The 22195-nt window shown below is 42.5% G+C and carries 23 protein-coding genes; 19 read left to right on the top strand and 4 right to left on the bottom strand.

Annotated features, from left to right (window positions below; all coding sequences use genetic code 11):
* Positions 1-135: 135 nt before the first annotated feature.
* The 9 genes from DXA60_RS09485 to DXA60_RS09440 all read left to right on the top strand — a co-directional run bounded on the left by DXA60_RS09485 (position 136) and on the right by DXA60_RS09440 (position 8745).
* Positions 136-369 (top strand): hypothetical protein, encoded by a 234-nt coding sequence (locus DXA60_RS09485; RefSeq protein WP_117921020.1) that lies wholly within the window; start codon positions 136-138, stop codon positions 367-369.
* Between the two features lie 93 nt (positions 370-462).
* Positions 463-1140, top strand: a complete 678-nt coding sequence (locus tag DXA60_RS09480; protein ID WP_117921019.1) for a hypothetical protein — start codon at positions 463-465, stop codon at positions 1138-1140.
* Between the two features lie 182 nt (positions 1141-1322).
* Positions 1323-2519, top strand: a complete 1197-nt coding sequence (locus DXA60_RS09475) for an ABC transporter substrate-binding protein (RefSeq protein ID WP_199536204.1) — start codon at positions 1323-1325, stop codon at positions 2517-2519.
* A 215-nt stretch (positions 2520-2734) separates the two neighbouring features.
* Positions 2735-3616: a branched-chain amino acid ABC transporter permease gene (locus tag DXA60_RS09470; RefSeq protein ID WP_117921017.1), complete on the top strand. Its 882-nt coding sequence runs from the start codon at positions 2735-2737 to the stop codon at positions 3614-3616.
* Positions 3617-3636: 20 nt separating this feature from the next.
* Positions 3637-4713 (top strand): branched-chain amino acid ABC transporter permease, encoded by a 1077-nt coding sequence (locus tag DXA60_RS09465; RefSeq protein WP_117921016.1) that lies wholly within the window; start codon positions 3637-3639, stop codon positions 4711-4713.
* 1 nt (position 4714) lies between these two features.
* Complete coding sequence (locus tag DXA60_RS09460) at positions 4715-5473, top strand: ABC transporter ATP-binding protein (protein WP_117921015.1); 759 nt, start codon at positions 4715-4717, stop codon at positions 5471-5473.
* An 18-nt stretch (positions 5474-5491) separates the two neighbouring features.
* Positions 5492-6202, top strand: a complete 711-nt coding sequence (locus DXA60_RS09455; protein WP_117921014.1) for an ABC transporter ATP-binding protein — start codon at positions 5492-5494, stop codon at positions 6200-6202.
* 12 nt (positions 6203-6214) lie between these two features.
* Positions 6215-6838: a cytidylate kinase-like family protein gene (locus DXA60_RS09450; RefSeq protein ID WP_117921013.1), complete on the top strand. Its 624-nt coding sequence runs from the start codon at positions 6215-6217 to the stop codon at positions 6836-6838.
* Positions 6839-7602: 764 nt separating this feature from the next.
* A complete protein-coding gene (locus DXA60_RS09440; protein ID WP_117921011.1) occupies positions 7603-8745 on the top strand; it encodes an aldo/keto reductase in 1143 nt (380 codons plus the stop codon).
* On the opposite strand, the gene DXA60_RS09435 is transcribed toward DXA60_RS09440, so the two are convergent.
* The gene (locus DXA60_RS09435; protein ID WP_117921010.1) at positions 8740-9390 is read right to left on the bottom strand and encodes a potassium channel family protein; all 651 of its coding nucleotides are present in this window, start codon (positions 9388-9390) and stop codon (positions 8740-8742) included. The two genes, DXA60_RS09440 and DXA60_RS09435, sit on opposite strands and share 6 nt — an antisense overlap.
* Before the next feature lie 15 nt (positions 9391-9405).
* Positions 9406-10749, bottom strand: a complete 1344-nt coding sequence (locus tag DXA60_RS09430) for a TrkH family potassium uptake protein (RefSeq protein ID WP_117921009.1) — start codon at positions 10747-10749, stop codon at positions 9406-9408.
* A 120-nt stretch (positions 10750-10869) separates the two neighbouring features.
* Here DXA60_RS09430 and DXA60_RS09425 point away from each other — a divergent pair, with 120 nt between their 5' ends.
* The 3 genes from DXA60_RS09425 to DXA60_RS09415 all read left to right on the top strand — a co-directional run bounded on the left by DXA60_RS09425 (position 10870) and on the right by DXA60_RS09415 (position 13282).
* A complete protein-coding gene (locus DXA60_RS09425; protein ID WP_117921008.1) occupies positions 10870-11478 on the top strand; it encodes a hypothetical protein in 609 nt (202 codons plus the stop codon).
* A 24-nt stretch (positions 11479-11502) separates the two neighbouring features.
* Positions 11503-12039 carry a DUF1653 domain-containing protein gene (locus DXA60_RS09420; RefSeq protein ID WP_117921007.1) on the top strand — a complete coding sequence of 179 codons (537 nt, stop codon included), beginning with the start codon at positions 11503-11505 and terminating at the stop codon, positions 12037-12039.
* Between the two features lie 79 nt (positions 12040-12118).
* Complete coding sequence (locus DXA60_RS09415; RefSeq protein ID WP_117921006.1) at positions 12119-13282, top strand: class I SAM-dependent methyltransferase; 1164 nt, start codon at positions 12119-12121, stop codon at positions 13280-13282.
* A 59-nt stretch (positions 13283-13341) separates the two neighbouring features.
* On the opposite strand, the gene DXA60_RS09410 is transcribed toward DXA60_RS09415, so the two are convergent.
* A complete protein-coding gene (locus tag DXA60_RS09410) occupies positions 13342-13788 on the bottom strand; it encodes a CYTH domain-containing protein (protein ID WP_117921005.1) in 447 nt (148 codons plus the stop codon).
* A 658-nt stretch (positions 13789-14446) separates the two neighbouring features.
* Here DXA60_RS09410 and DXA60_RS09405 point away from each other — a divergent pair.
* Positions 14447-15007: a DJ-1 family glyoxalase III gene (locus DXA60_RS09405; protein ID WP_117921004.1), complete on the top strand. Its 561-nt coding sequence runs from the start codon at positions 14447-14449 to the stop codon at positions 15005-15007.
* A gap of 107 nt (positions 15008-15114) precedes the next feature.
* Here DXA60_RS09405 and DXA60_RS09400 read toward each other — a convergent pair whose 3' ends face one another.
* The gene (locus DXA60_RS09400; protein WP_015559764.1) at positions 15115-15336 is read right to left on the bottom strand and encodes an alpha/beta-type small acid-soluble spore protein; all 222 of its coding nucleotides are present in this window, start codon (positions 15334-15336) and stop codon (positions 15115-15117) included.
* Between the two features lie 250 nt (positions 15337-15586).
* Between DXA60_RS09400 and DXA60_RS09395 the strand changes: the two genes are divergently transcribed.
* The 6 genes from DXA60_RS09395 to DXA60_RS09370 all read left to right on the top strand — a co-directional run bounded on the left by DXA60_RS09395 (position 15587) and on the right by DXA60_RS09370 (position 22188).
* Positions 15587-16048: a GtrA family protein gene (locus DXA60_RS09395; protein ID WP_117921003.1), complete on the top strand. Its 462-nt coding sequence runs from the start codon at positions 15587-15589 to the stop codon at positions 16046-16048.
* A 67-nt stretch (positions 16049-16115) separates the two neighbouring features.
* Positions 16116-17093: a glycosyltransferase family 2 protein gene (locus DXA60_RS09390; RefSeq protein WP_117921002.1), complete on the top strand. Its 978-nt coding sequence runs from the start codon at positions 16116-16118 to the stop codon at positions 17091-17093.
* 8 nt (positions 17094-17101) lie between these two features.
* A complete protein-coding gene (locus DXA60_RS09385; protein ID WP_117921001.1) occupies positions 17102-18046 on the top strand; it encodes a glycosyltransferase family 2 protein in 945 nt (314 codons plus the stop codon).
* A gap of 26 nt (positions 18047-18072) precedes the next feature.
* A complete protein-coding gene (locus DXA60_RS09380; protein ID WP_117921000.1) occupies positions 18073-20106 on the top strand; it encodes an InlB B-repeat-containing protein in 2034 nt (677 codons plus the stop codon).
* A 135-nt stretch (positions 20107-20241) separates the two neighbouring features.
* A complete protein-coding gene (locus DXA60_RS09375) occupies positions 20242-21336 on the top strand; it encodes a DUF3048 domain-containing protein (protein WP_243006831.1) in 1095 nt (364 codons plus the stop codon).
* A 120-nt stretch (positions 21337-21456) separates the two neighbouring features.
* Positions 21457-22188 carry a toxin-antitoxin system, toxin component gene (locus DXA60_RS09370; RefSeq protein ID WP_241070895.1) on the top strand — a complete coding sequence of 244 codons (732 nt, stop codon included), beginning with the start codon at positions 21457-21459 and terminating at the stop codon, positions 22186-22188.
* Positions 22189-22195 lie beyond the last annotated feature (7 nt).

The raw sequence follows: 22195 nt of genomic DNA, 5'->3' as shown, positions 1-22195 counted from the left end.
TGATAAGAGCTGGCTTAAACTGGAAACATAGTGTTTTTTGGTAAGAGCCGGCTCTTATTTTATAAGCGGCTGGCTGTGATTTGTTTTGCAGTAGTATCTTTACAAATAAGTACTTTTAGTAGAAATGGAGATTATATGTTATTTCAGAGAAAAATAGATGGAGCAATGAAGAAGTTGCATGAGAGCAGTGATGCGGCGGAGGAAGAACGCAGGAAAGATGCAGGAGAAACGTATGAGGAGCTGGAACGCCCCGAATTAGAAAAGGGGGATATGCTTGCGATGATCATTGCGGCATTTATCACGTTTATACCGGTTGCTATTTTGGTGCTTGGCATTATCCTGGTGGCAGGTTATTTTCTGCTGCATTGATATGGATAAACGTCAGCATTAGAAAAATTCCGGCAGAGTATTCTATATAGGGCAGTGTGTCGGAAATTGTACGGGGTTAAGGAGGAGCGTGAAATGTTATTTGGGGACAGTGAGCAAAAAAGGAAACAAAAGGAACAGCGCAGCAGGGAAAAAGACTGGAAGAGTAAATTACTTGGAACCGGCATGGAAAAAGGAGCCGCAGGTGAGCTGGTAAAAATAATTACAGAGGCACAGGAACTTGGGGAGAGACTTCAGACAGACTATAAAACATCAAGAGAACATCTGGAGCGTGCGCAGCGCAAGATTGAACTTTTACTGGATGAGATGACAGAGGAACCGGAACGTGATGCAAAAAAAAGCCTGGATTCTTTGATCGTGGATTTAGATCATGTTTATCACATATGTTCGATCCGGGAGGACGATCCGGATTACGGTTCAACGGTAAAGTGTTTAAAGACGGCATCATCGGAGCTTGGAATGCCGGATGCAAAGATCAGCACACTTATGCTGCGCAGCGAGCTGGAGAATATACAGGCAGTATTAAAGGACGCAGCAGGCTGGGATGCCCCCGATTTTTTTGCACTTGCGTATTATCTGAAGCATGGAGATAAAGAAGCACTTGCTGATATGGAGAATGGGCAGCGCAATCAGTTTTTGGCAGATTATCTGAAAGAAAATTTTACAGACTGCTATGCGCAACACATTGAATCCGCAGGGTTAAAAGATGAAATTTCAGATTTTATTCGTACAGTTCATAATATACATAACTAATAGTTATGGAAAACGTCACTTTGTATAATTATGATTAAAATCCATCAAGAATTTAGGTGAATCTGAATATTGTGCAAAGTGTATATTTTTGCTATTATTGCAACAACAAGTTTGAGAGCTTTCGCAAATGTATGAAATTTCAGGACAATATAAGATGCGGAAGTATCGAAGGAGGAAATATTATGAAAAAAGCGGTATGTATGTTTTTAACAGCAGCGCTGGCAGTAAGTTGTCTGGCAGGCTGTGGTGGCAATGCAGCAGGAAACACATCAACAGGCAATGCATCTGCAGGTACGGACAGCAGTGCAGCAGACGGTTCTGTATTTAAGATCGGAAGCATCGGACCGACAACCGGTGATGCAGCAATTTACGGAAACGCAGTTATGAACGCAGCACAGATGGCAGTGGATGAGATCAATGCAGCTGGCGGTGCAAACGGATATCAGCTTGCATTCAAAGCAGAGGATGATCAGAACGATGCAGAGAAATCCGTCAATGCATATAACTCATTAAAGGACTGGGGTATGCAGATCTTAATGGGAACTGTTACAACAACACCTTGTGTAGCAGTTGCAGACAAGACAGCAGAAGATGGTATGTTTGAGATTACACCATCCGCATCATCCACAGATGTTATCACAAACGATAATGTATTCCAGGCATGCTTTACAGACCCGAACCAGGGTACAGCTTCTGCACAGTACATTGCTGAGAACAATTTAGGAACAAAACTTGCAGTTATCTATGACAGTTCGAGTGTATATTCTTCCGGTATCGAAGCTACTTTCGTGGAAGAAGCACAGAACAAAGGACTTGAAGTAGTAGCTGAGGAAGCGTTTACAGCAGATTCCAAGACAGATTTTTCCACACAGCTTCAGAAAGCACAGTCTGCAGGCGCTGACTTAGTATTCTTACCGATTTACTATACAGAGGCATCTATCATTTTAACTCAGGCAAACGGTATGGGTTATGAGCCGGCTTTCTTCGGTGTTGATGGTATGGACGGAATCCTTGGTGTTGAGAACTTTGATACATCTTTAGCGGAAGGTGTTATGTTATTAACTCCATTCGCTGCAGATGCAGATGATGAGAAAACAAAAGCATTTGTTTCCACATACAAAGAGAAATATGGCGATGTTCCAAACCAGTTCGCAGCAGATGCTTACGATGCAATCTATGTTATCAAAGCAGCTATCGAGCAGGCAGGTGCAACACCGGATATGAGTGTTTCTGATCTGGGCACTGCATTAACCGGAGCAATGACATCTATCTCTGTAGATGGATTGACAGGAGATGGAATGACATGGCAGGCAACCGGAGAGGTCAGCAAGGCTCCGAAGGCAGTAGTGATCAAAGATGGTGCTTACGCAGCAATGTAAATGAAATAAAAAATAAATAGCTATTTTATAAGGAAAGAAAGGGGTTGTTTGCAGACAAAGTTGTCGCAGTCAGCCCCTTTTGTACTTATGACAGAATATTTTTAAACGTCACATTGTGGCGTTTTTTGAAACAAAAAGATTGTATACAAGTATTTCAAATGGTATAATAAAAAAATCAATGTATTAACGTTATAAAGTAAGAATGGAGGATTGTTATGAATTTCTTATCTTACCTGATCAATGGTATCAGTCTTGGAAGCGTCTATGCGATCATTGCACTGGGATATACCATGGTATACGGTATCGCAAAGATGTTGAACTTTGCACATGGAGATGTTATCATGATCGGCTGTTACGTGGTGTTTTTAGCCATGAACGGTCAGGGATGGCCGCCGCTTGTAGCGGTTGTTTTATCCGTTATTGTTTGTACGGTTCTTGGTATCGTCATCGAAAAAATTGCTTACAAGCCATTGCGCCGGGCTACTCCTCTTGCCGTACTTATCACAGCGATCGGTGTCAGCTACTTTTTACAGAATGCAGCACTGTTATTGTTTGGTGCGGACACAAAGTCTTTTACCAATGTTGTAACACTGCCATCTTTAAAACTTGCAGGCGGCAGCCTTACAATTTCAGGAACCACGATCGTGACGGTTCTTGCATGTGTCATCATTATGGCAGGTCTGATGTTATTTATCAAAAAAACAAAAGCCGGACAGGCTATGCTTGCTGTTTCGGAAGATAAAGATGCGGCACAGCTGATGGGAGTAAATGTTAACGCAACCATTTCCCTGACATTTGCAATCGGTTCTGGACTTGCAGCGATCGCAGGTGTGCTGTTCTGCTCTGCATACCCTACACTGACTCCTTATACAGGTTCCATGCCTGGTATCAAAGCGTTTACAGCAGCAGTATTCGGTGGAATCGGCTCTATCCCTGGTGCGTTGATCGGTGGTATTTTACTTGGTATCATTGAGATTTTAGGACGTGCTTATATTTCATCCCAGTTGTCAGATGCAATCGTGTTTGCAGTGCTTATCATTGTGCTGCTTGTAAAGCCGACCGGTATTCTTGGAAAACAGATTCATGAAAAAGTATAAGGTCAGATTGGAGTAATGATATGTCGAAATTAAATGTTAAAACAATGAAAAAAAGTACATTAGACCATCTGATTACCTTTGCCATGGTAATTGTGGCCTATCTTGTAGTCCAGATACTGATCGCAGCCGGAGTATTATCTTCCCTGATGCAGGGACTTTTAGTGCCGATGTGCACATATTCCATTGTTGCGATCGGATTAAATCTCTGTGTTGGTTATCTGGGAGAACTTAGTATCGGACATGCAGGTTTTATGTGTGTCGGTGCATTTTCAAGTGCATTTGCAACAAAACTTTTACAGAATGTAATCCCAAATCAGATTCTTCTGTTTATTGTCGTTTTGATCATAGGAACAGCAGTGGCTGCATTTTTCGGATTCCTCATCGGTATCCCGGTATTGCGTTTAAGAGGTGATTACCTTGCTATCGTAACACTTGCATTTGGTGAGATCATTAAAAACGTGATCAACGTACTTTACATAGCGAAAGATACGGACGGTTTTCATTTTGCAATTTCAAACGGAAATGCGATCAAACTTTCGGATGAGGGAGAATGGCTTATAAACGGTGCAAAAGGTATTGCAAAGATTCCTCATTTATCCAGTTTTACAGCGGGTGTGATCATGATCCTGATCTGTCTGTTTATCGTATATCATCTGGTAAATTCCAGAAGCGGACGTGCGATCATGGCAATCCGTGATAACCGTATCGCGGCTGAGTCAGTTGGTATCAACATTACAAAATTTAAACTGATGGCATTTACGATCTCCGCAGCGATCGCAGGAGCCGGCGGTGTTTTATATGCACACAACCTGTCAACCGTTACAGCAACACCTGCAAACTTTGGTTACAACATGTCGATCATGATCCTTGTATTTGTTGTATTAGGTGGAATGGGAAGTTTCCGCGGTTCGATCATTGCGGCTGTGATCCTTACGTTATTGCCGGAGGTATTGCGTGGACTTTCTGATTACCGTATGCTGATCTATTCCATCGTGCTGATCGCAATGATGCTCTTTAACTGGGCACCAAAATGTATCGAATTCAGACAGCGTATGGCAGCGAAACTGAAAAAGAACACAAAGAAAGGAGTACAGTAACATGAGTTTATTGGAAGTAAAAAATCTTGGTATCTCCTTTGGCGGTCTGCGTGCAGTAGACGGATTTCATATTTCAATCGAAAAAGGACAGTTATACGGACTGATCGGGCCGAACGGTGCCGGAAAGACAACTGTATTTAATATGTTAACCGGTGTGTATACACCAAATGACGGATCTATCACATTAGACGGAGTTGATATCACAGGGAAAAAGACCATCGATATCAACAAAGCAGGAATCGCCCGTACATTCCAGAATATCCGTCTGTTTAAAGACCAGTCAGTGCTTGATAATGTAAAGATCGGTCTGCATAATCAGATCACATATTCTACGCTGACAGGAATCTTACGTCTGCCAAAATACCATCAGGCAGAAAAAGAGATGAATGAGAAAGCAATGGAACTTTTAAAAGTATTTGATCTTGAAAAAGAAGCAGATTTTCTTGCGTCCAATCTCCCTTATGGTAAACAGAGAAAACTTGAGATCGCAAGAGCACTTGCAACGAATCCAAAACTTCTGCTTTTAGATGAGCCGGCTGCCGGTATGAACCCGAACGAGACAAAAGAGCTGATGGAGACAATTCATTTTGTAAGGGATGAATTTGATATGACAGTGCTTTTGATCGAGCATGATATGAAACTGGTATCCGGTATCTGTGAGAAACTTACTGTATTAAACTTCGGACAGGTTTTAGCAGAGGGTAAAACGACGGAAGTATTGAATGATCCGCAGGTCATCAAGGCATATCTTGGAGAATAGGAAAGGAGATTTTAAGTTATGGCAATGCTTGAAGTAAAAAATCTGGAAGTATACTATGGCGTGATCCAGGCAATCAAGGGAATCTCCTTTGAGGTCAATGAGGGTGAAGTCATTGCGCTGATCGGTGCAAACGGTGCCGGAAAGACAACAACATTACAGACGATTACAGGTATGTTAAGCCCGGCAGCAGGTGAGATCATTTTTGAGGGATGTGATATCTCAAAGATTCCGGGACACAAGATCGTATCCATGGGAATGGCGCATGTGCCGGAGGGACGTCGTGTATTTGCAGAGTTATCCGTATATGAGAACTTAAAACTGGGTGCATACACCAGAAAAGATAAACAGGAGATCGCAGAGACTTTAGCGAAAGTATATGAGAGTTTCCCACGACTGGAAGAGCGTAAAAACCAGCTTGCAGGAACCTTAAGCGGTGGTGAGCAGCAGATGCTTGCCATGGGTCGTGCGCTGATGTCAAAGCCGAAAATCATCCTGATGGATGAGCCGTCCATGGGACTTTCTCCGATCCTCGTGGAGGAGATTTTCCACATTATCCGTGATATTTCTGCCGGCGGAACAACGGTTCTTTTAGTAGAGCAGAATGCAAAGAAAGCGTTATCCATTGCTGACCGTGCATATGTACTGGAGACCGGCAATATCGTTCTCTCCGGTGATGCAAAGGAAATGATGAATAACGAATTGATCAAGAAAGCATATCTTGGAGAATAGGGGGATGCAGCAATGAAAAAAACAGTGATTACAATCGCAAGAAGTTACGGCAGCGGCGGACGTACGCTGGGTAAGCTGCTCGCAGAAGAACTTGGAATTAATTGCTACGACAGAGAGATTTTAAGAATGGCATCCGATGACAGCGGCATCAATGAGGCGCTTTTCGGACAGACCGATGAAAAATTAAAGAAATCACCTTTGTTTCGTATTGCACGCAAAAATCCGTATAAGGGCGGTGTGATTCCGCCGGAGAGCGCAGATTTTGTATCGGATGACAATCTGTTTAATTATCAGGCAAAAGTGATCCGTGAGCTTGCAGAGGAAGAGTCCTGTATCATTATCGGAAGATGTGCGGATTATGTGTTAAAGGATGATCCGAATGTGCTCCGCCTGTTTTTCTTTGCACCGAAGAAAGATTGTATCGTCCGTGTAATGGAGCATGACGGAATCACCGAGCGGGATGCGGAGAAGAAGATCGAAAAGATCGATAAGCACCGTGCGGATTATTATAAATATTATACCGGGAATGACTGGTATGATGCCAGAAACTATGATTTCTGTCTGGATACGACTTCCATGGGATATGAAAAGCTGGTGGAGGTTGTGAAGAACTTTATTGAGGTGTACCAGAGTTAGGGTGCGGAAATGAAAAAGCAGGGCGTGGGTGGCTCTGCTTTTTTTGTGGGAGTGGGGTGGCTGGGTTTGCCGGCTGGTGCGGTGTGGGTGGCTGGGGCTTTCGGCTGGGGTTCCGTTGTGCGGGAATAAGAAATTCTAAGTGCCCCTGCGGGAGGTTGTGGAAGGCGGACGCGAGCACCCCAGACGAGCCATCCGTGGCTCGACCGGGGTTTGTGCTGCCATCCGTGGCAGCACATCGCTGTGTGTTGGCAGGGGCACTAAGATTTTCTAATTTCCTTCCAAAGTCACCCCAACCGAAAGCCCCCGCCACTCGCCCCTCCCAGCCGGCAAACCCAGCATCTCACGCCGGGGTGTGGGCGTTGCCGTGCCGCCCGCCCACGGGGAGTTGTAGGGCGAGTCGTGCCGACCGCCTGCATGAGGGGAAGTATAGAGTGGAGTGGTGTGCCGATCGCCTGCATGAAAAAGAATACTATACAGCTTTCCTTTAGGTTGTTATAATAAAAAGAAAGGTTTGCCAACGCGAAACTCTCAAGAACGTAGCGTAGTTGTGCGGCGGGCACCTGTTTATAAGAAGGTGCTGGGGAGCCGTCGGTACTTAGCGACCGTATTTTGGTCGCTTAGTATCCGCTACGAGCGACACGCAGCGAGAGCGTGCCTTCGTTAAACAGGTGCCCGCCACACAACGACCACCACAACCTGCAGAAGAGTTTCGCCCAAGACTTTATGTTTTATTATAACAACCCAAAAGAAAGGGGCACACACAAATGAGCGAGTTAACTAAAGAAATGCCAAAGAAACTGGGATTTGGCTGCATGCGTCTCCCGGTAACCGACGGCAGCACAGAAAATATCAACGACGCAGCGTTCTGCGAGATGATCGATTCCTACCTCGAACAGGGATTTAAGTACTTTGACACCGCATATCCATATCACAATGGCAGATCCGAGGAAGCAGTCGGACGCTGTCTGGTACAACGGTATGCGAGGGATCGTTTTTTCCTTGCGAGCAAGATGCCGGTATGGCTTGTAAAAGAGTACACTGACTACGGAAAGTATTTCGAGGAACAGCTAAAAAAATGCCAGGTAGAGTATTTTGACTTTTATCTTTTGCATGCAATGAATAAAGACAGGGTAAAAGAGGCAGAGAACTTAGGCGGATTTCAGTTTGTACAGAACATGAAAGAGGAGGGAAAGATCCGGCATATCGGTTTTTCTTTCCACGATAAGGCAGATGTGTTGGATGAGATCCTGACAAATCATCCGGAGATGGAGTTTGTGCAGCTTCAGATCAATTATTATGACTGGGAATCTGAAAACGTGCAGTCACGCAAATGTTATGAGGTGGCAGAAAAGCATGGAGTACCTGTGATCGTGATGGAGCCTGTCAAGGGCGGTACGTTAGCAAATATGGTCGGAGAGCCGGCGAGGATCTTAAGTGCGCTGGATGAAAATGCTTCCTATGCATCTTATGCGATCCGGTATGCGGCATCACTGTCGAATGTAATTTTGGTGTTAAGCGGAATGTCGGATCTAAAGCAGTTGCAGGACAATACGGCCTATATGAAAGATTTTCAGCCGCTCACGGATAAAGAGCAGCGGGCAATCGGAAAAGTGGTGGAAGAACTCGAAAAACTTCCAACGATTCCTTGTACCAACTGCCGTTACTGTGTGGAGGGATGTCCGAAAAAGATCCGTATCCCGGATATTTTTGGAGTCTACAACATGGGCGTACAGTTTGGAGTGACGGATGCGGCACGGGGGTCTTACCGCTGGCAGATCGACGGAAGCGGTAAAGCCGGAGACTGCATCAAATGTGGAAAATGCGAGGCACAGTGCCCGCAGCATCTTGAAATCCGGAAACTGTTAGAAGAGGCAGCAGACATTTATGAAAAAGAAATGCACTTATAATTTCTTCAAAATCTTTTCCATATCCCGCTGATGCCCGATGATCATCAGATGTTCTTCTTTACGGAACACATACTCTGCATTCGGCATCAGTTCCGTGCCGTTTTCAGCTTTGATGCCGATGATATTTGCATTATATTTGACGCGGACATTGACGTCTTTGATCGAATGACCGATCCACTCTTGCAGAGGGGCAATTTCATAAATGGAAAAATTATTTCCGAGTTCCACATAGTCAAAGACCTGATTTGCAGAAAAACGAACCGCGACTTTTTCTGCAATATCACGGTCTGGATAAATCACTTCATCCGCACCGTTGCGCAGCAGGAACTTTGCGTGGATATCACGGTTGGCCTTGCTGACAACATATTTTGCCCCAAGATCTTTTAACTGGCTTGTAATCTCAAGACTGCTCTGAAAATTTTCACCAATACAGACAAAACAGTAATCAAAGTTTCCGACACCAAGACTTTTTAAGACTTTTTCGTTGGTACAGTCGCCAATCTTGGCGCTGACCACAAGGGGAAGAAGGTCTTCTAAGCTTGCTTCGTCTTTGTCAACGATCATAATCTCATTGTCAAGTCTGGCAAGATCCTGACATAAATGGGTGCCGAAACGTCCGAGTCCGATAATTAAAATTGATTTCATAAGTAAATTCCTTTCTCAGCCGATGTTGATGCGTTCTACCGGCTGCATGATATGTGTTAGTTTTTTATGGTCGGTAAAAGAAAGTGCAAAGGAAAGACTTCCAAGGCGACCGATATACATCAGAAAAATGATAATAAGTCGTGAAATAAAATTAAGCTGACTGGTCAGTCCGGCTGTCATTCCCGCAGTACAGATTGCGGATATGACTTCAAAAAGCGTGTCACCGACAGAGAAACCCTGCATGCCGCAGATTGCGAGCGTTGCGGCAAGTCCGGCAAACAGATAGGTACAAAGCAGGGCGGATGCTTTTGTGATCGTATCATCTTCGATCCTGCGGCCAAAAATATTAGTTCCGGTTGTCCGAAGGAGGGTAGAGCGCAAATGTAACAGTAAAACGAAAATGGTTGCCATTTTGACGCCGCCCGCTGTGGAACCGGAACCCCCGCCGATAAACATCAGGATGATGGTAAGGAGTTTGCCTCCTTCTGTGAGTGAGCCGATATCAAGTGTATTAAAACCGGCAGTTCTAGGCGTGATCACGCTGAAAAAAGAACTGCAGATGATGCCTTTCGTGCTCATATCGGCATATAGGTTATTGCGTTCTAACAAATAGAACAGCAGCGCACCGCCAAAAACCAGAACTGCTGAAAAACTTAAGACCATTTTGGTCTGCAGGGCATATTTCTTAAAATGCCATTTATGATCAATGATGTCACTCCATACAATAAATCCAATCCCGCCAATCAGGATTAAGGCGCACAGCGTAAAGCTGACCACAGGATCGTCATAATAGGCAGTAAAAGAAGAATACGGCTTATATTTTCCCATGATATCAAATCCGGCATTACAAAAGGCTGATATGGAATGGAAAATGCTGTAATAAAGTCCATTCGAAAATCCCATTTTAGGATAAAAGCGGGTAAATAACAGCAATGCACCGATGCCTTCGAATAATACAGTACCTTTTAGTACGCGTTTGATCAGGCGCACTGCGCCGCCGATATCCAGAACATTAAAACTTTCCTTGATCCAGCCACGTTCTTTCAAACCGATCTTCCGGCGCAAAACTAAAGAGACGGCAGTGCCGATGGTAATAAAGCCAAGTCCGCCGATCTGAATTAAAAGCAGCAGTACAAGCTGCCCGAAGATGGACCAGTGGGTATAGGTATCGACTAAAATAAGACCGGTGACGCAGGTGGCACTTGTTGCTGTAAAAAGTGCTGTGATAAAAGGGGTAATTTCACCGGTGCGGGAAGAGCAGGGAAGCATCAAAAGACATGTTCCGCCTAAGATAAGCAGAAGAAAACCAAGTGCGATCAACTGCATGCCAGAGAGACGCTTTAATTTTTTTGGTAACATATATCCTCCAAAGAGTAAAATTTTGTTGAGAAACGTATATTAAAATATTATAATACGAATAGTGAACTTTGTATATATAACATTTTTACGAAGTTAAAGAGGAGAGGAGCATGAAAAGTTATGGATGATTTGTTTGGTCTGATTGTGATAATTATTGGCATTGCAGCAGGGATTTACAGTGATAAAAAGAAAAAAGAAGGAGTGCAAAAGAAAGCGGCTGTGCCGAATCAGCCTGGCGGAGGAAGAAAAAATGTACCACAGACACAGGTTTCTTATGGTGGTCATGCAGGAAGACCGGATATTATTGCGGATGCGGCAAATGCGATGCAGAGAGAATTATCTGCAAGACAGCAGGAATTAAAACAGAGACTGCAGCAGAAGTATGGCACGGTTGCATCGAATGCGGCAAAGTCCACGCAGGCAGCGAGCCCTGTTTCAAATCCCGGGAAAGATACTATTTTAAGCCGTGCAGATTTAAACGTCAATGAAAATCAGACGGACGAACTGCGGGAACAGTTTTATGAAAAAACAGGGGAACCGCCGAAAAAGGTACATGGGGAGTGTGAGGAAGAATGTTCCCTGATGGATCAGGTCAATGATCTGATGATCATGGGATATCAGGCGAATCTGAGTTTTGAACGCGATTTTGTGGCAGAAGGAGTGGAGATGTTAAACCGTTTTGAGCTGCCGGACGAAATTGCGGGATTGACAGAAGTACATACGGCATAAGGCGAAAGAAAGGACAGCAACAGTATGGCAGAAAGAATACCGGTAAGTGGCGAGATCTACCGCCATTTTAAAAATAAATTATATCAGATCGTAACGATTGCGACACATTCTGAAACAGGAGAAAAACTGGTCATTTACCAGGCGTTATATGGAGATTTTGGCGTGTACGCAAGACCGCTCTCCATGTTTACCAGTGAAGTGGATCACGAAAAATATCCGGAGGTTACGCAGAAATACCGGTTTGAGCTGGTGGAGCGGGAGAAGAAAGAGGATGTGCAGGATCAGAGTGGAGATACCGGCACGCAGGAAAATAAAAGTGTTCCGTCTGATACAGAAGAGCAGGTAGAACCGAAACTTATGGAGTTTTTAGATGCGGATTCCTTTGAGGAAAAGTATAATATCCTGATATCCATGCGCGATATCATTACAGATAAAATGATCAACAATATGGCAGTTGTTTTAGACGTTGTGATCCCGGAAGGAGATCTCGATGACCGTTATGAGCAGCTCAAACAGTGCATCCGTACCAGACAGCGTTTTGAGAGCACACGTCTCAGATAATCTGTGTGGAAAATAAGACTGCGGGTTTGTTTTTCACACGGCTATTTGTTGAGGATTAGTGTACAAAAATGGAGATTACATGGTTTCAGAAGAATTAAAATCAAAATTACAACAGATCACGCAGCAGGAGATTTACAAGGTGATCGTCAGCAAACCCTCTGACAAAGCTGCAAAATACCGCAAGATCGAGATTGAAAAAAAATCGTCCGGTTACCAGGCAGCCGCTTATACGCAGAAACAGGTTTTTCATGAAAAGATAGAACCGGATGGACTTTTAGATTATCTGTCAGGGCGTGTCGGCAGTGAATTTTTACAGTTAAATGCCTGGGATGGCAACAGTGAATATATGCTTTTGATCTCGAAAAAGGGAAAGGTGACTTACCGATGTAAAAAGCAGGCAGAGGGTGCCGCAAAAGCGCAGGAATCCCATAACCGTAAAAAGAAATATCTGTTGGAGGAGGGAACTGTGATCCCGCCTTTAGTTGATATGGGAGTATTTACGGCGGATGGAAAAGTGGTCCGTACTATGTATGATAAGTTCCGTCAGATCAATCGTTTCCTTGAGATCATCGAGGACGGAGTGCGGGATTATCCGTATGATCATTTAAATATCATTGATTTTGGGTGTGGTAAGTCTTATCTGACATTTATTTTATATTATTATTTTTCAGAAGTAAAAAAAATGAATGTACAGATCATTGGACTTGATCTGAAAGATGAGGTTATTAAAAACTGTAACCTTGCAGCAGAAAAATACGGCTATCAGAATCTGCATTTTGAATTAGGTGATATTAACGGCTATCAGACACCATTTCCGGTAGACATGGTCGTAACATTGCATGCCTGTGATACAGCGACAGATTATGCGCTTTACAATGCCGTGCAGTGGAATGCAAAGATGATTTTTTCCGTGCCATGCTGCCAGCATGAGTTAAACGGACAGATAAAGACAGACCAGTTCTCACTGCTGACACGTTACGGCATCATTAAAGAGCGTTTCTCAGCGCTTGCAACCGATGCGATCCGTGCAAACCTGTTAGAGGCATGCGGATACAAAACACAGCTTTTAGAGTTTGTCGATTTTGCGCATACGCCAAAGAATATCCTGATCCGTGCAGTACAGAAGAAAGTTGTGCCGCGTGCGGTAAAACAAAATTATCTCACAGAAGTGGAAAATATGATGGAGGAGTTTCATTTTACACCGACGTTGTACAGACTGCTCAAAGACAGCAAAAAAATATAAAAAGTAAAAATGGGTGTGGCTGTTTTGCCACACCCATTTTAAATGCAGATAACGAAGTGTCAGGAAAGTCTGCTTAACTGGCTGTTATGATATTTGCCGGAGAATGTTACATCTTCCCCAAACCATTCCGGGGGAGTAAAGCTGTTTGCTTCTTCTTCAGTCTCAAACTCTACTTCTGCGAGCAGCAGTGGGGCTAAATCTCCTTCAAATACATCCAGTTCGATCGTGTATTTTGGTGCAAGCGGGATCAGATAGCGGCGCTTTTTGATCAGCCTGCCATCAATTTTTTCTTTCAGATGAAGAAATGCTTCCTCATTCAAAGGCAGATTATATTCTTCGCGCACCATCATTCCTTTGCCTTTGTAGGTTAGAATATAATCGTCATTGGAACGGCGGATACGCACGACCGGGTTGGTATTTAAGTAACCCTGTTCGATCACTTTGCAGGGGTACTGTTCTAAATGCTCCGGTAATGTTTTTATTAAATATTTGCGTTCGATTTCCATGGTAGAGAACTCCTTTTTGTTATTTGTGAAATGATTTTAAAGGGATGTAGGAAAACAACATCGCTGTATATTATTATACCAGTTGTGCAGGTAAGAAAAAAGAAGATTTCGATAGAGGTTACAAAGAGACAAAGAAAAATATTTACAAATATAATAGTTGATTTCGCATGAAAGTGGAAGGCTTTCAATTGGGTGGCACGCACCTAAATAAACCAGTAGCAGTATTAACAAAGATAAAGGTCTTGCGTAAGCAGGACCTTTTTACGTAGGAGAAAAATGACAGTTAATTCAAGACTTTCTGATAGTGAACTATTGGATGCAATTTATAGAGCTGCATATGAGTACTCTAAATTAATTGGTAATTCCTAAAAATATAGATGAGTTTATGAAACAAAAATATAAGATAGTATTAGTATTACAAAAAAGTAAGTCACAAGAAAAGTACAGAATGGTTACAGCAGAGATAAAAGGAGGAACTTTTAAAAGATATGCATAAGGAGTTTCCAGATAATTTGAAGGAATTAATTACTATAGATAAATAAGAGCATACATGCAGAAAACAGGTAGCCATTGACCACAAAAAAACAGTTTGTTATACTTTATTTAAATTATTAAGCTGAATGTGATACCGTACATAAAAGAAAGGCAGGCAATATTTATGAGTAAAATTGGAATTTTCATGGCAGACGGCTGTGAGGAAATTGAAGGACTTACCGTAGTTGATATTGTGCGTCGTGCAAAAATGGAGATCGTTATGATCTCTGTCACCGGGAAAAAAGAAGTAACAAGCTCCCACGGAGTTACTTTTTTAGCAGATGTACTTGCAGAAGAAACAGGATATGAGGATTTGGATGGAATCGTGCTTCCGGGTGGCATGCCGGGAACTATACATCTGCTGGAAAATGAAACTGTCAATGCGGTGATCCGCAAGTTCGCAGATGAAGGAAAGTTAGTTGCCGCAATCTGTGCAGCTCCGAGTGTATTAGGTGCAGCAGGGCTGTTAGAAGGAAAGCATGCAACCTGTCATCCTGGATTTGAAGAAAAATTAACCGGTGCGACAACCAGCGAGGACGAGGTCGTAGTAGACGGCAGCTTCATCACAAGCCGCGGCATGGGAACAGCGATTCCATTTGCATTTGAGATCGTGCGTTACTTTACCGATGATGAAACGGTAGAGCATGTCCGTCAGGGGCTTGTGTACCGTGCAAATGAAAAATAACGGATCGCAGGCATCAGGCACAGAACAGATCATCGTGAATAAATAGAAAAAGTCTCCACATCACGCCATGGATGTGGAGGCTTTTTTACTTCCGGCAAGTTGTTTTTTTACTTGCCTGACATCTGCTCTTCCTGTTTCATGATCATTTTTTTGACCATCTCGCCGCCGATGCTTCCTGCCTGTGCAGAAGTAAGGTCACCGTTGTAACCTTCTTTTAACGGCACACCGATCTCGCTTGCTACTTCCTGTTTAAAACGGTTCATAGCTTCTTTTGCCTGTGGTACAGCCATTTTGCTGGTGTTAGAACCAGAATTGTTAGATCCACTCATGGATTTCACCTCCGTAAATTAGTCTGTTATTTGTTGTAACTATTTAGAATAGTTACTGTTTGGTATTAGGATTTACAAGTAAGAATTACTGTATGTCCTAATTCTATTATTTACAAAGAGAGGAAAAATATGATGGAAAATTCTGAGAAAATCGGGAACCTGCAAATGATTCAGGTTCGTTGACAGCAGACCATGAATACTCTATAATTAAAAAGTTATGATAGAGTTGCACGAAAGAACGGAGGAATATATGGATACAAAGAAACAGGATATATTTGACCGGCTGATGCATCTGCCTGTTTTAAATATTTTTGAACCATTTTATAAAAAACATAAGGAAATGCTATTATATTTATTTTTTGGCGGATTGACATTTGTGATAAGTGTTATCACATATGCCTTTTTTAATGTTTCACTTGGAATGAATGAGCTTGTTGCCAACATTTTTTCCTGGATCTTAGCAGTTTTATTCGCTTTTTTTACGAACCGTATCTGGGTATTTGATGGAAAGACGAATGGAGCAAAAGAATTTTTTGTACAGATGATGAACTTTTTTGGCGGACGTGTTGCAACGCTGCTTGTGGAAGAAGTGATACTTTTTGTGTTTATCACAGAGCTTGGATTTGGAAGTATGGCAGTTAAGATAGCGGCACAGATTATTGTAATCATATTGAATTATGTGATCAGTAAATTGTGGGTTTTCCGGAAATAAAAAGGTATATCCGGGTAAGGAGCAGAATCGAAGGGTATGTCTGTGCAGAGAAAAAGGGAGAATGTCAATGAAGGCAATCTTATATATTGTAATTCCGTGCTATAATGAAGAAGAAGTTTTACCGGTAACTTCCGGTCTTTTTTTAGAGGAATTATTGTTGTTGATTAAGAAGGAAAAGATAAGTCAAAAGAGCCGTATCCTTTTTGTGAATGACGGGAGCAGGGATCGCACATGGGAGATCATAGAGAAACTTGCCAGAGAAAATCCTTATTTTATCGGAATAAGCCAGAGCCGCAACAGGGGACATCAGAATGCGGTTCTTGCGGGACTGATGGAGGCAAAAGATGTCGCTGACATCACAATCTCAATTGACTGTGATGGACAGGATGATATTGCGACAATGGAAGCAATGGTAGATGCTTATTATGATGGTGCAGAAGTGGTTTATGGAGTCAGAAGTAAGCGCGATACGGATACTTTCTTCAAGAGGCTTACGGCACAGGCATTTTATAAAATTTTAATATGGATGGGTGTGGAGACCATTTACAATCATGCGGATTACCGCCTGGTTTCGGCGAGGGTTTTAAAAGAATTTGCCGGATTTAAGGAGGTAAATCTGTTTTTACGGGGAATGATCCCTCTGGTTGGATTTAAGAGCACAAGTGTTTTTTATGAGAGGCACGCGCGGATTGCGGGCAGATCACATTACCCACTTGCAAAGATGGTCAATCTCGCGATTGATGGAATCACAAGTTTAAGTGTAAAACCTCTGCGTCTTATTTCTGGTATTGGTATCGGAGTATCTGTATTAAGTTTTATTGGCGTTTTGTGGGCGGTCATTACACAGATCTGCGGCAGAACTGTGACCGGATGGGCAAGTACGATCTGTGTGATCTGTTTTATGGGAGGTGTACAGCTCGTCTGTCTTGGCGTGCTGGGTGAATATATTGGAAAAATCTATATGGAAGTCAAGGCGAGACCACGTTATATCATCAGCGAACGAACATGGATCAAACAAAATAAGAATGAGGAAAAGGGAGAATAGAGAAACATATGAAAATTTCATTGATTATTCCGTGCTATAATGAGCAGGAAGCGTTACCGATTTTTTATCGGGAAACAAAAAAAGTGATGCAGTCCATGGACTGTGATTATGAGATGATTTTTGTCAATGATGGATCAAAGGATGGTACACTGGGGCTTTTGAAAGAGTTCGCAAAAGAAGATGATCATGTGACTTATATCGGATTTTCCAGAAATTTTGGCAAGGAAGCTGCAATGTATGCCGGATTTTGTAATGTGACCGGTGATTATGCAGCAGTAATGGATGCAGATATGCAGGATCCACCGGCATTATTGCCGCAGATGCTCGATATTTTGGAGAATCAGGAATATGACAGTGTGGCAACACGCCGTGCAACAAGAAAAGGAGAGCCGGTGATCAGAAGCTGGTTTGCAAGAAGATTTTACAGTCTGATCAATAAGATCTCAGATGCAGACATTGTAGATGGTGCGAGAGATTTCCGGCTGATGAAACGCAGTATGGTTGATGCGATCGTTGAGATGGGAGAGTATAACCGTTTTTCGAAAGGTATTTTCGGGTGGATAGGGTTTAAGACATACTGGCTTCCATACGAAAATGTCAATCGCGTTGCCGGAGAAACAAAATGGAGTTTCTGGAAGTTATTTAAATATGCGATCGATGGTGTGATTAATTTTTCACAGGCTCCGCTTTCCATAGCATCCTGGTTTGGAATGTTTATGACATTTGTATCATTTATAGCAGTTGTGTTTATCGTTATCCGCAAACTGATCTTTGGTGATCCGGTGGATGGCTGGGCGTCAACGGTATGTATTATCACGCTGATCGGCGGCATACAGTTATTTTGTATGGGGATTATGGGACAGTATATCGCAAAGACATATCTGGAAGTCAAAAAAAGACCGCACTATATCGTTTCGGATACGAACCGTGAGGATATGGAAAAGGTTAAATAAGGTATAAACGAAACAGGAGGTCAGGTATGAAAAAAAGAGTATTGGCAATGTTTATGGCTGCCTTAGTCTCTGTGGGGACTGTGCTTGCACCGGCAGACATGGGGAGTGCTTACGCAGCAGAGGTAACGCAGGAAGAAACTGAGGAAAGTGCTGCCGAGGCTTTGCTTGAGAATGAAACACCGGGAGTAACAGTCGAAACAGAAACCTCTGAAACGGAAGAAATACAGACGACAGAGGGGAAAGAAATACCGGAAACACAGATGGTTGAAGAAACATCCGAAACCGAAGAAGCAGCAGAGACACAGACAGTCGAAGTAATTGCTGAAACCGAAGAAACGGTGGATGTGCAGACAACAGGGGAGAATGAAGCAAGATCAGCCACACTTTCGGAGATGCCGACGGGTCTTCTGCCGTTTGAAGCAGTTGGTGAAATCACACTGGATGGCGAAACTGCGGAAGAGGAAGAAGCAGAAAATATTTTAAAATCATCTGCTTATTATAACAGTACCTGGGAAAAATATGGAAGTTATTATTTTTATAATCAGTTAAGCAGTAAGGAAAAGGCATACTGGGATGCTTTGAATAAAGTTTGTTTAAAGTATATGACAACACAGGCAGATGCAGCAAAATACAATATCAGTGGGACAACTTACTATTATATTGATATAGTAGGCAGCAGTTCGCTGTCATTATCGCAGATGGAGGAGGTATATCAGATCTTCCGTTATTCAAATCCACAGTACTATTTCTTAAAGAGTGCATACTTAAAAAGTGGAACTTATGGTATTGCAGGCTGTGTTTATCCTGCATTTGCAAATGGTTCCGCACGTGCAGCTGCAACAAAAAAAGTGCAGAGTCAGGTTTCATCCTGGCAGAAGAAGATCGATGCATGTTCAACAGATGAGAAAAAGGTAAAAATGATCCATGATCTGATCATTGATAAAGTGGAATATAACCAGACCTTATATGATAATAATTTTAAAGATGAGGATACGGCATATTCCCAGTCTGCCTACAGTGTATTTTGCACAGATCTGACGGTATGTGCGGGATATTCACAGGCATTTGAGATGATGTGCAATGGCTCAGGAATCGATGCCGTAGCAGTAACAAGTTACTATCACGAGTGGAATAAAGTGCGCCTTAACGATTCCTGGTACAATGTAGACTGTACATGGGATGATGCGGACGGAACCATTTACTATGGTTATTTTGAAAGAAGCGATAATTATTATGATACAGTAAATTATAGTTCCTATGTTTTCCATGCGGAAGAAGATATCTGGGAGAGTTACCTGCCGGCATGTACGATCGATTCCGGGGCGACATCCACAGCACCGGGAACGATTGCCACAATCACTCAGACAGTAGCAAAGCCAGTTATTTCAGCGTCGGTAAGCGGTACCTCCTATAAAGTAAAAATAACATCGAAAACATCTGGGGCAGTTATTTATTATACCACAGACGGAAGTGAGCCAAATGCGGCATATTCAAAGGGCACACGTTATACGGGAGCATTTACAGTTTCCCCTGGTAAGACGGTGAAGGCAGTTGCAGTCTGCAATAAATATGCGGACAGCAGTGTTTCATCGAAGAAACTCGCAAAGCTGACAACTTATAAGATCACATTCAAGAGCAATGGCGGCAAGGGAAGCATGAGCAAGCAGAGCATGGCAAAAGGTGTTTCCACCGCGATCTCAAAAAATAAGTTTTCAAAAAAATATTACACGTTTGCGGGCTGGAAGACCAAGGCGAACGGAAAAGGAAAGTCTTATAAAAATAAACAGAAGATCAAGCTCACAAAGAACATTACCCTGTACGCACAGTGGAAACTCACAAAATATAAGATCACCTATAAGCTAAACGGTGGAAAAAATGCGAAGAAGAATCCGACTGCATATACATACAAGACCTCGACGATCAAACTGAAAAATCCGACAAGAAAAGGGTATGTATTTAAGGGATGGTATTTAGATAAGAAATTTAAAAAGAAAGTTACTGTCATCAATAAAGGAAGCAGCGGAAATAAGACACTGTATGCAAAGTGGAAAAAGAAGTAATTTATGAATTACAGCTTTTTACCTTAAGGTTTTCTTAAAACGTGAAAATAAGATGGTAAAAAAGTCTTAAAGGGTGGTATAATAACAGAAACGGTGCGCAAAATGCACAAATAATTACTTTGAGAGGTATTTAGTTTGAAGAGAAGAGCGATTTTAATGCTGACTGCACTTGCAATGACAGTATCCATTACAGCATGCGGCAGCAAAAACACAGACGAGACGGCAGCTGATTCGACAGAGGTTGCCATGACAGAAGCAGGAACAGAGGAAACCGAGACTGAAAGTGAGGAAGTGCTTCCAGAGGGGATGTATCGCAGCGAGCTGACAAACGAACTGATCGATGAGAGTCTTAAAAATCAGAGACCGATTGCAGTCATGGTGGACAATGAGTCTATTGCATTGCCACATTATGGATTATCCCAGGCAGATGTTGTTTATGAGATGATGAACAGTACATTAAACGGCAGGATCACCAGATTTATGGTACTTGTCAAAGACTGGGAGAATATCAAACAGTTAGGAAGCATCCGGAGTGTGCGCCCGACGAATATACTGATCGCATCTGAGTGGAATGCAGTTATCTGTCATGACGGAGGTCCTTTCTATATTGATGAATATATGGCAGATCCGAGTGTGGATAATTTTAGTGGTACTTTCTCCCGTGTGGATAACGGTAAATCAAGAGAGTATACCGAATATATCTTACCGGGCGATCTGGACAAGAACTTTGAGAACAGCGGTGTGTCCAAAGAATATACCTCCTATTATGAGGGTCCACATTATCAGTTCGCAAGTGAGAGTAATCCGGTGGATCTTTCATCAGCGTCTGATGCAATTGATGCAAATCTGGTAGATCTTCCATTTCCTCATAACGGTTCTTATTTAGAGTACAATGCAGATGACCAGCTCTATTATTATTCAGAGTATGGTAAAGCACATGTAGATCCGGGCAATGACAACAAACAGCTTTGCTTTAAGAATCTTCTGATCCAGAGCTGCGGATATACACAGTATGATGAACACGGTTATCTGATCTTTGACTGTGTCAGTCAGGGTGGAGGATATTATGTGACCAACGGAAAAGCAATTCCGGTTACATGGAAAAAAGAGAAAATGACTTCCCCGACACGTTATTATGATGCGGCAGGTAATGAGATTAAGATCAATACAGGTAAGACTTATGTCGGATTTGTTCCGGTAGATGACTGGCTTGATCTTGTAATTGAATAAGCAGATTGAAAAATCCGTATTTCAGAAATGAAGTACGGATTTTTTTATATTGTTTTTAGGCTTTTAAAATCATGTGTTTTGCGGTAAAATGAAAAATATATGTAGTCAGAAAGCAGAATTTTGGCAGAAGCAAATGAATGGAAAGAAAACGGAGAAGCTGTAGTGGATAAAAGTACATTTGAGACGGACAGAGAATATACGGTATGGGAGATACTGAAGGGAAACCTTAAAGTATGGTGGCTGATGCTTGTTGGAGCACTGGCAGGAGCAATGCTTTTGGGTGGATATAAATATTATTCAAACCGTTCTTATATTTCTGAAAAAAATTATGAGGATGATTACCGTGTTATGGCATCTTTATTTGTGGAGGAATACAGCACAGAGAGTGCTGCAGAGCGTGTTGGAACCGTGATCACAGTGGCAGGCAGCCGCAGTACCTATGAGAAGATGAAACAGTTAAGCGGATATGATATGGAATATCTGGCATATCAGGATATGTTTGATTTAGAGCAGAATACTTCTTCGGCTGTGATTACAGTGCATGTGAAATACCCAAGAACCTATGGAACATTTTCATTGGAAAATGAAAGTGATGCCCTGGAATTTGCCGGATATCTGTTAGAGGCAATAGAAGATACGGTACAGGAGAGTATTGGTAAAAACGGAGTACATGTATTAGATGCGCCATATGTGGCAGATGTTCAGCAGAGATATCTTGCTTATGCGCCTACTATACAGGAATTTAAACAGGAAATTGCAAAAGCAGCAGTAGCGGGGATATTTTTCGGAATCCTAATAGAGGTGGCAATTTATGCAGGAATATGTGTGTCTGGCAAAAAGAGAGGAATATAGAGGGATA

Origin of the sequence: Roseburia sp. OF03-24, assembly GCF_003463035.1 — a bacterium.
GTDB lineage: Bacteria > Bacillota > Clostridia > Lachnospirales > Lachnospiraceae > Roseburia > Roseburia rectibacter.
The sequence above is the reverse complement of the archived record's forward strand: the minus strand, read 5'-3'. Positions and strand labels throughout refer to the sequence as shown.

Excerpts from the sequence above, each read along its gene's own strand:
- DXA60_RS09475 (WP_199536204.1), top strand. The coding sequence starts at position 1,323 with ATGAAAAAAGCGGTATGTATGTTTTTAACAGCAGCGCTGGCAGTAAGT.
- DXA60_RS09380 (WP_117921000.1), top strand. The coding sequence starts at position 18,073 with ATGAAAAAAAGAGTATTGGCAATGTTTATGGCTGCCTTAGTCTCTGTG.
- DXA60_RS09465 (WP_117921016.1), top strand. The coding sequence starts at position 3,637 with ATGTCGAAATTAAATGTTAAAACAATGAAAAAAAGTACATTAGACCAT.
- DXA60_RS09415 (WP_117921006.1), top strand. The coding sequence starts at position 12,119 with ATGGTTTCAGAAGAATTAAAATCAAAATTACAACAGATCACGCAGCAG.
- DXA60_RS09485 (WP_117921020.1), top strand. The coding sequence starts at position 136 with ATGTTATTTCAGAGAAAAATAGATGGAGCAATGAAGAAGTTGCATGAG.
- DXA60_RS09395 (WP_117921003.1), top strand. The coding sequence starts at position 15,587 with ATGGATACAAAGAAACAGGATATATTTGACCGGCTGATGCATCTGCCT.
- DXA60_RS09400 (WP_015559764.1), bottom strand. The coding sequence starts at position 15,336 with ATGAGTGGATCTAACAATTCTGGTTCTAACACCAGCAAAATGGCTGTA.
- DXA60_RS09430 (WP_117921009.1), bottom strand. The coding sequence starts at position 10,749 with ATGTTACCAAAAAAATTAAAGCGTCTCTCTGGCATGCAGTTGATCGCA.
- DXA60_RS09480 (WP_117921019.1), top strand. The coding sequence starts at position 463 with ATGTTATTTGGGGACAGTGAGCAAAAAAGGAAACAAAAGGAACAGCGC.
- DXA60_RS09410 (WP_117921005.1), bottom strand. The coding sequence starts at position 13,788 with ATGGAAATCGAACGCAAATATTTAATAAAAACATTACCGGAGCATTTA.
- DXA60_RS09470 (WP_117921017.1), top strand. The coding sequence starts at position 2,735 with ATGAATTTCTTATCTTACCTGATCAATGGTATCAGTCTTGGAAGCGTC.
- DXA60_RS09385 (WP_117921001.1), top strand. The coding sequence starts at position 17,102 with ATGAAAATTTCATTGATTATTCCGTGCTATAATGAGCAGGAAGCGTTA.
- DXA60_RS09390 (WP_117921002.1), top strand. The coding sequence starts at position 16,116 with ATGAAGGCAATCTTATATATTGTAATTCCGTGCTATAATGAAGAAGAA.
- DXA60_RS09405 (WP_117921004.1), top strand. The coding sequence starts at position 14,447 with ATGAGTAAAATTGGAATTTTCATGGCAGACGGCTGTGAGGAAATTGAA.
- DXA60_RS09425 (WP_117921008.1), top strand. The coding sequence starts at position 10,870 with ATGGATGATTTGTTTGGTCTGATTGTGATAATTATTGGCATTGCAGCA.
- DXA60_RS09420 (WP_117921007.1), top strand. The coding sequence starts at position 11,503 with ATGGCAGAAAGAATACCGGTAAGTGGCGAGATCTACCGCCATTTTAAA.
- DXA60_RS09435 (WP_117921010.1), bottom strand. The coding sequence starts at position 9,390 with ATGAAATCAATTTTAATTATCGGACTCGGACGTTTCGGCACCCATTTA.
- DXA60_RS09440 (WP_117921011.1), top strand. The coding sequence starts at position 7,603 with ATGAGCGAGTTAACTAAAGAAATGCCAAAGAAACTGGGATTTGGCTGC.
- DXA60_RS09450 (WP_117921013.1), top strand. The coding sequence starts at position 6,215 with ATGAAAAAAACAGTGATTACAATCGCAAGAAGTTACGGCAGCGGCGGA.
- DXA60_RS09460 (WP_117921015.1), top strand. The coding sequence starts at position 4,715 with ATGAGTTTATTGGAAGTAAAAAATCTTGGTATCTCCTTTGGCGGTCTG.
- DXA60_RS09455 (WP_117921014.1), top strand. The coding sequence starts at position 5,492 with ATGGCAATGCTTGAAGTAAAAAATCTGGAAGTATACTATGGCGTGATC.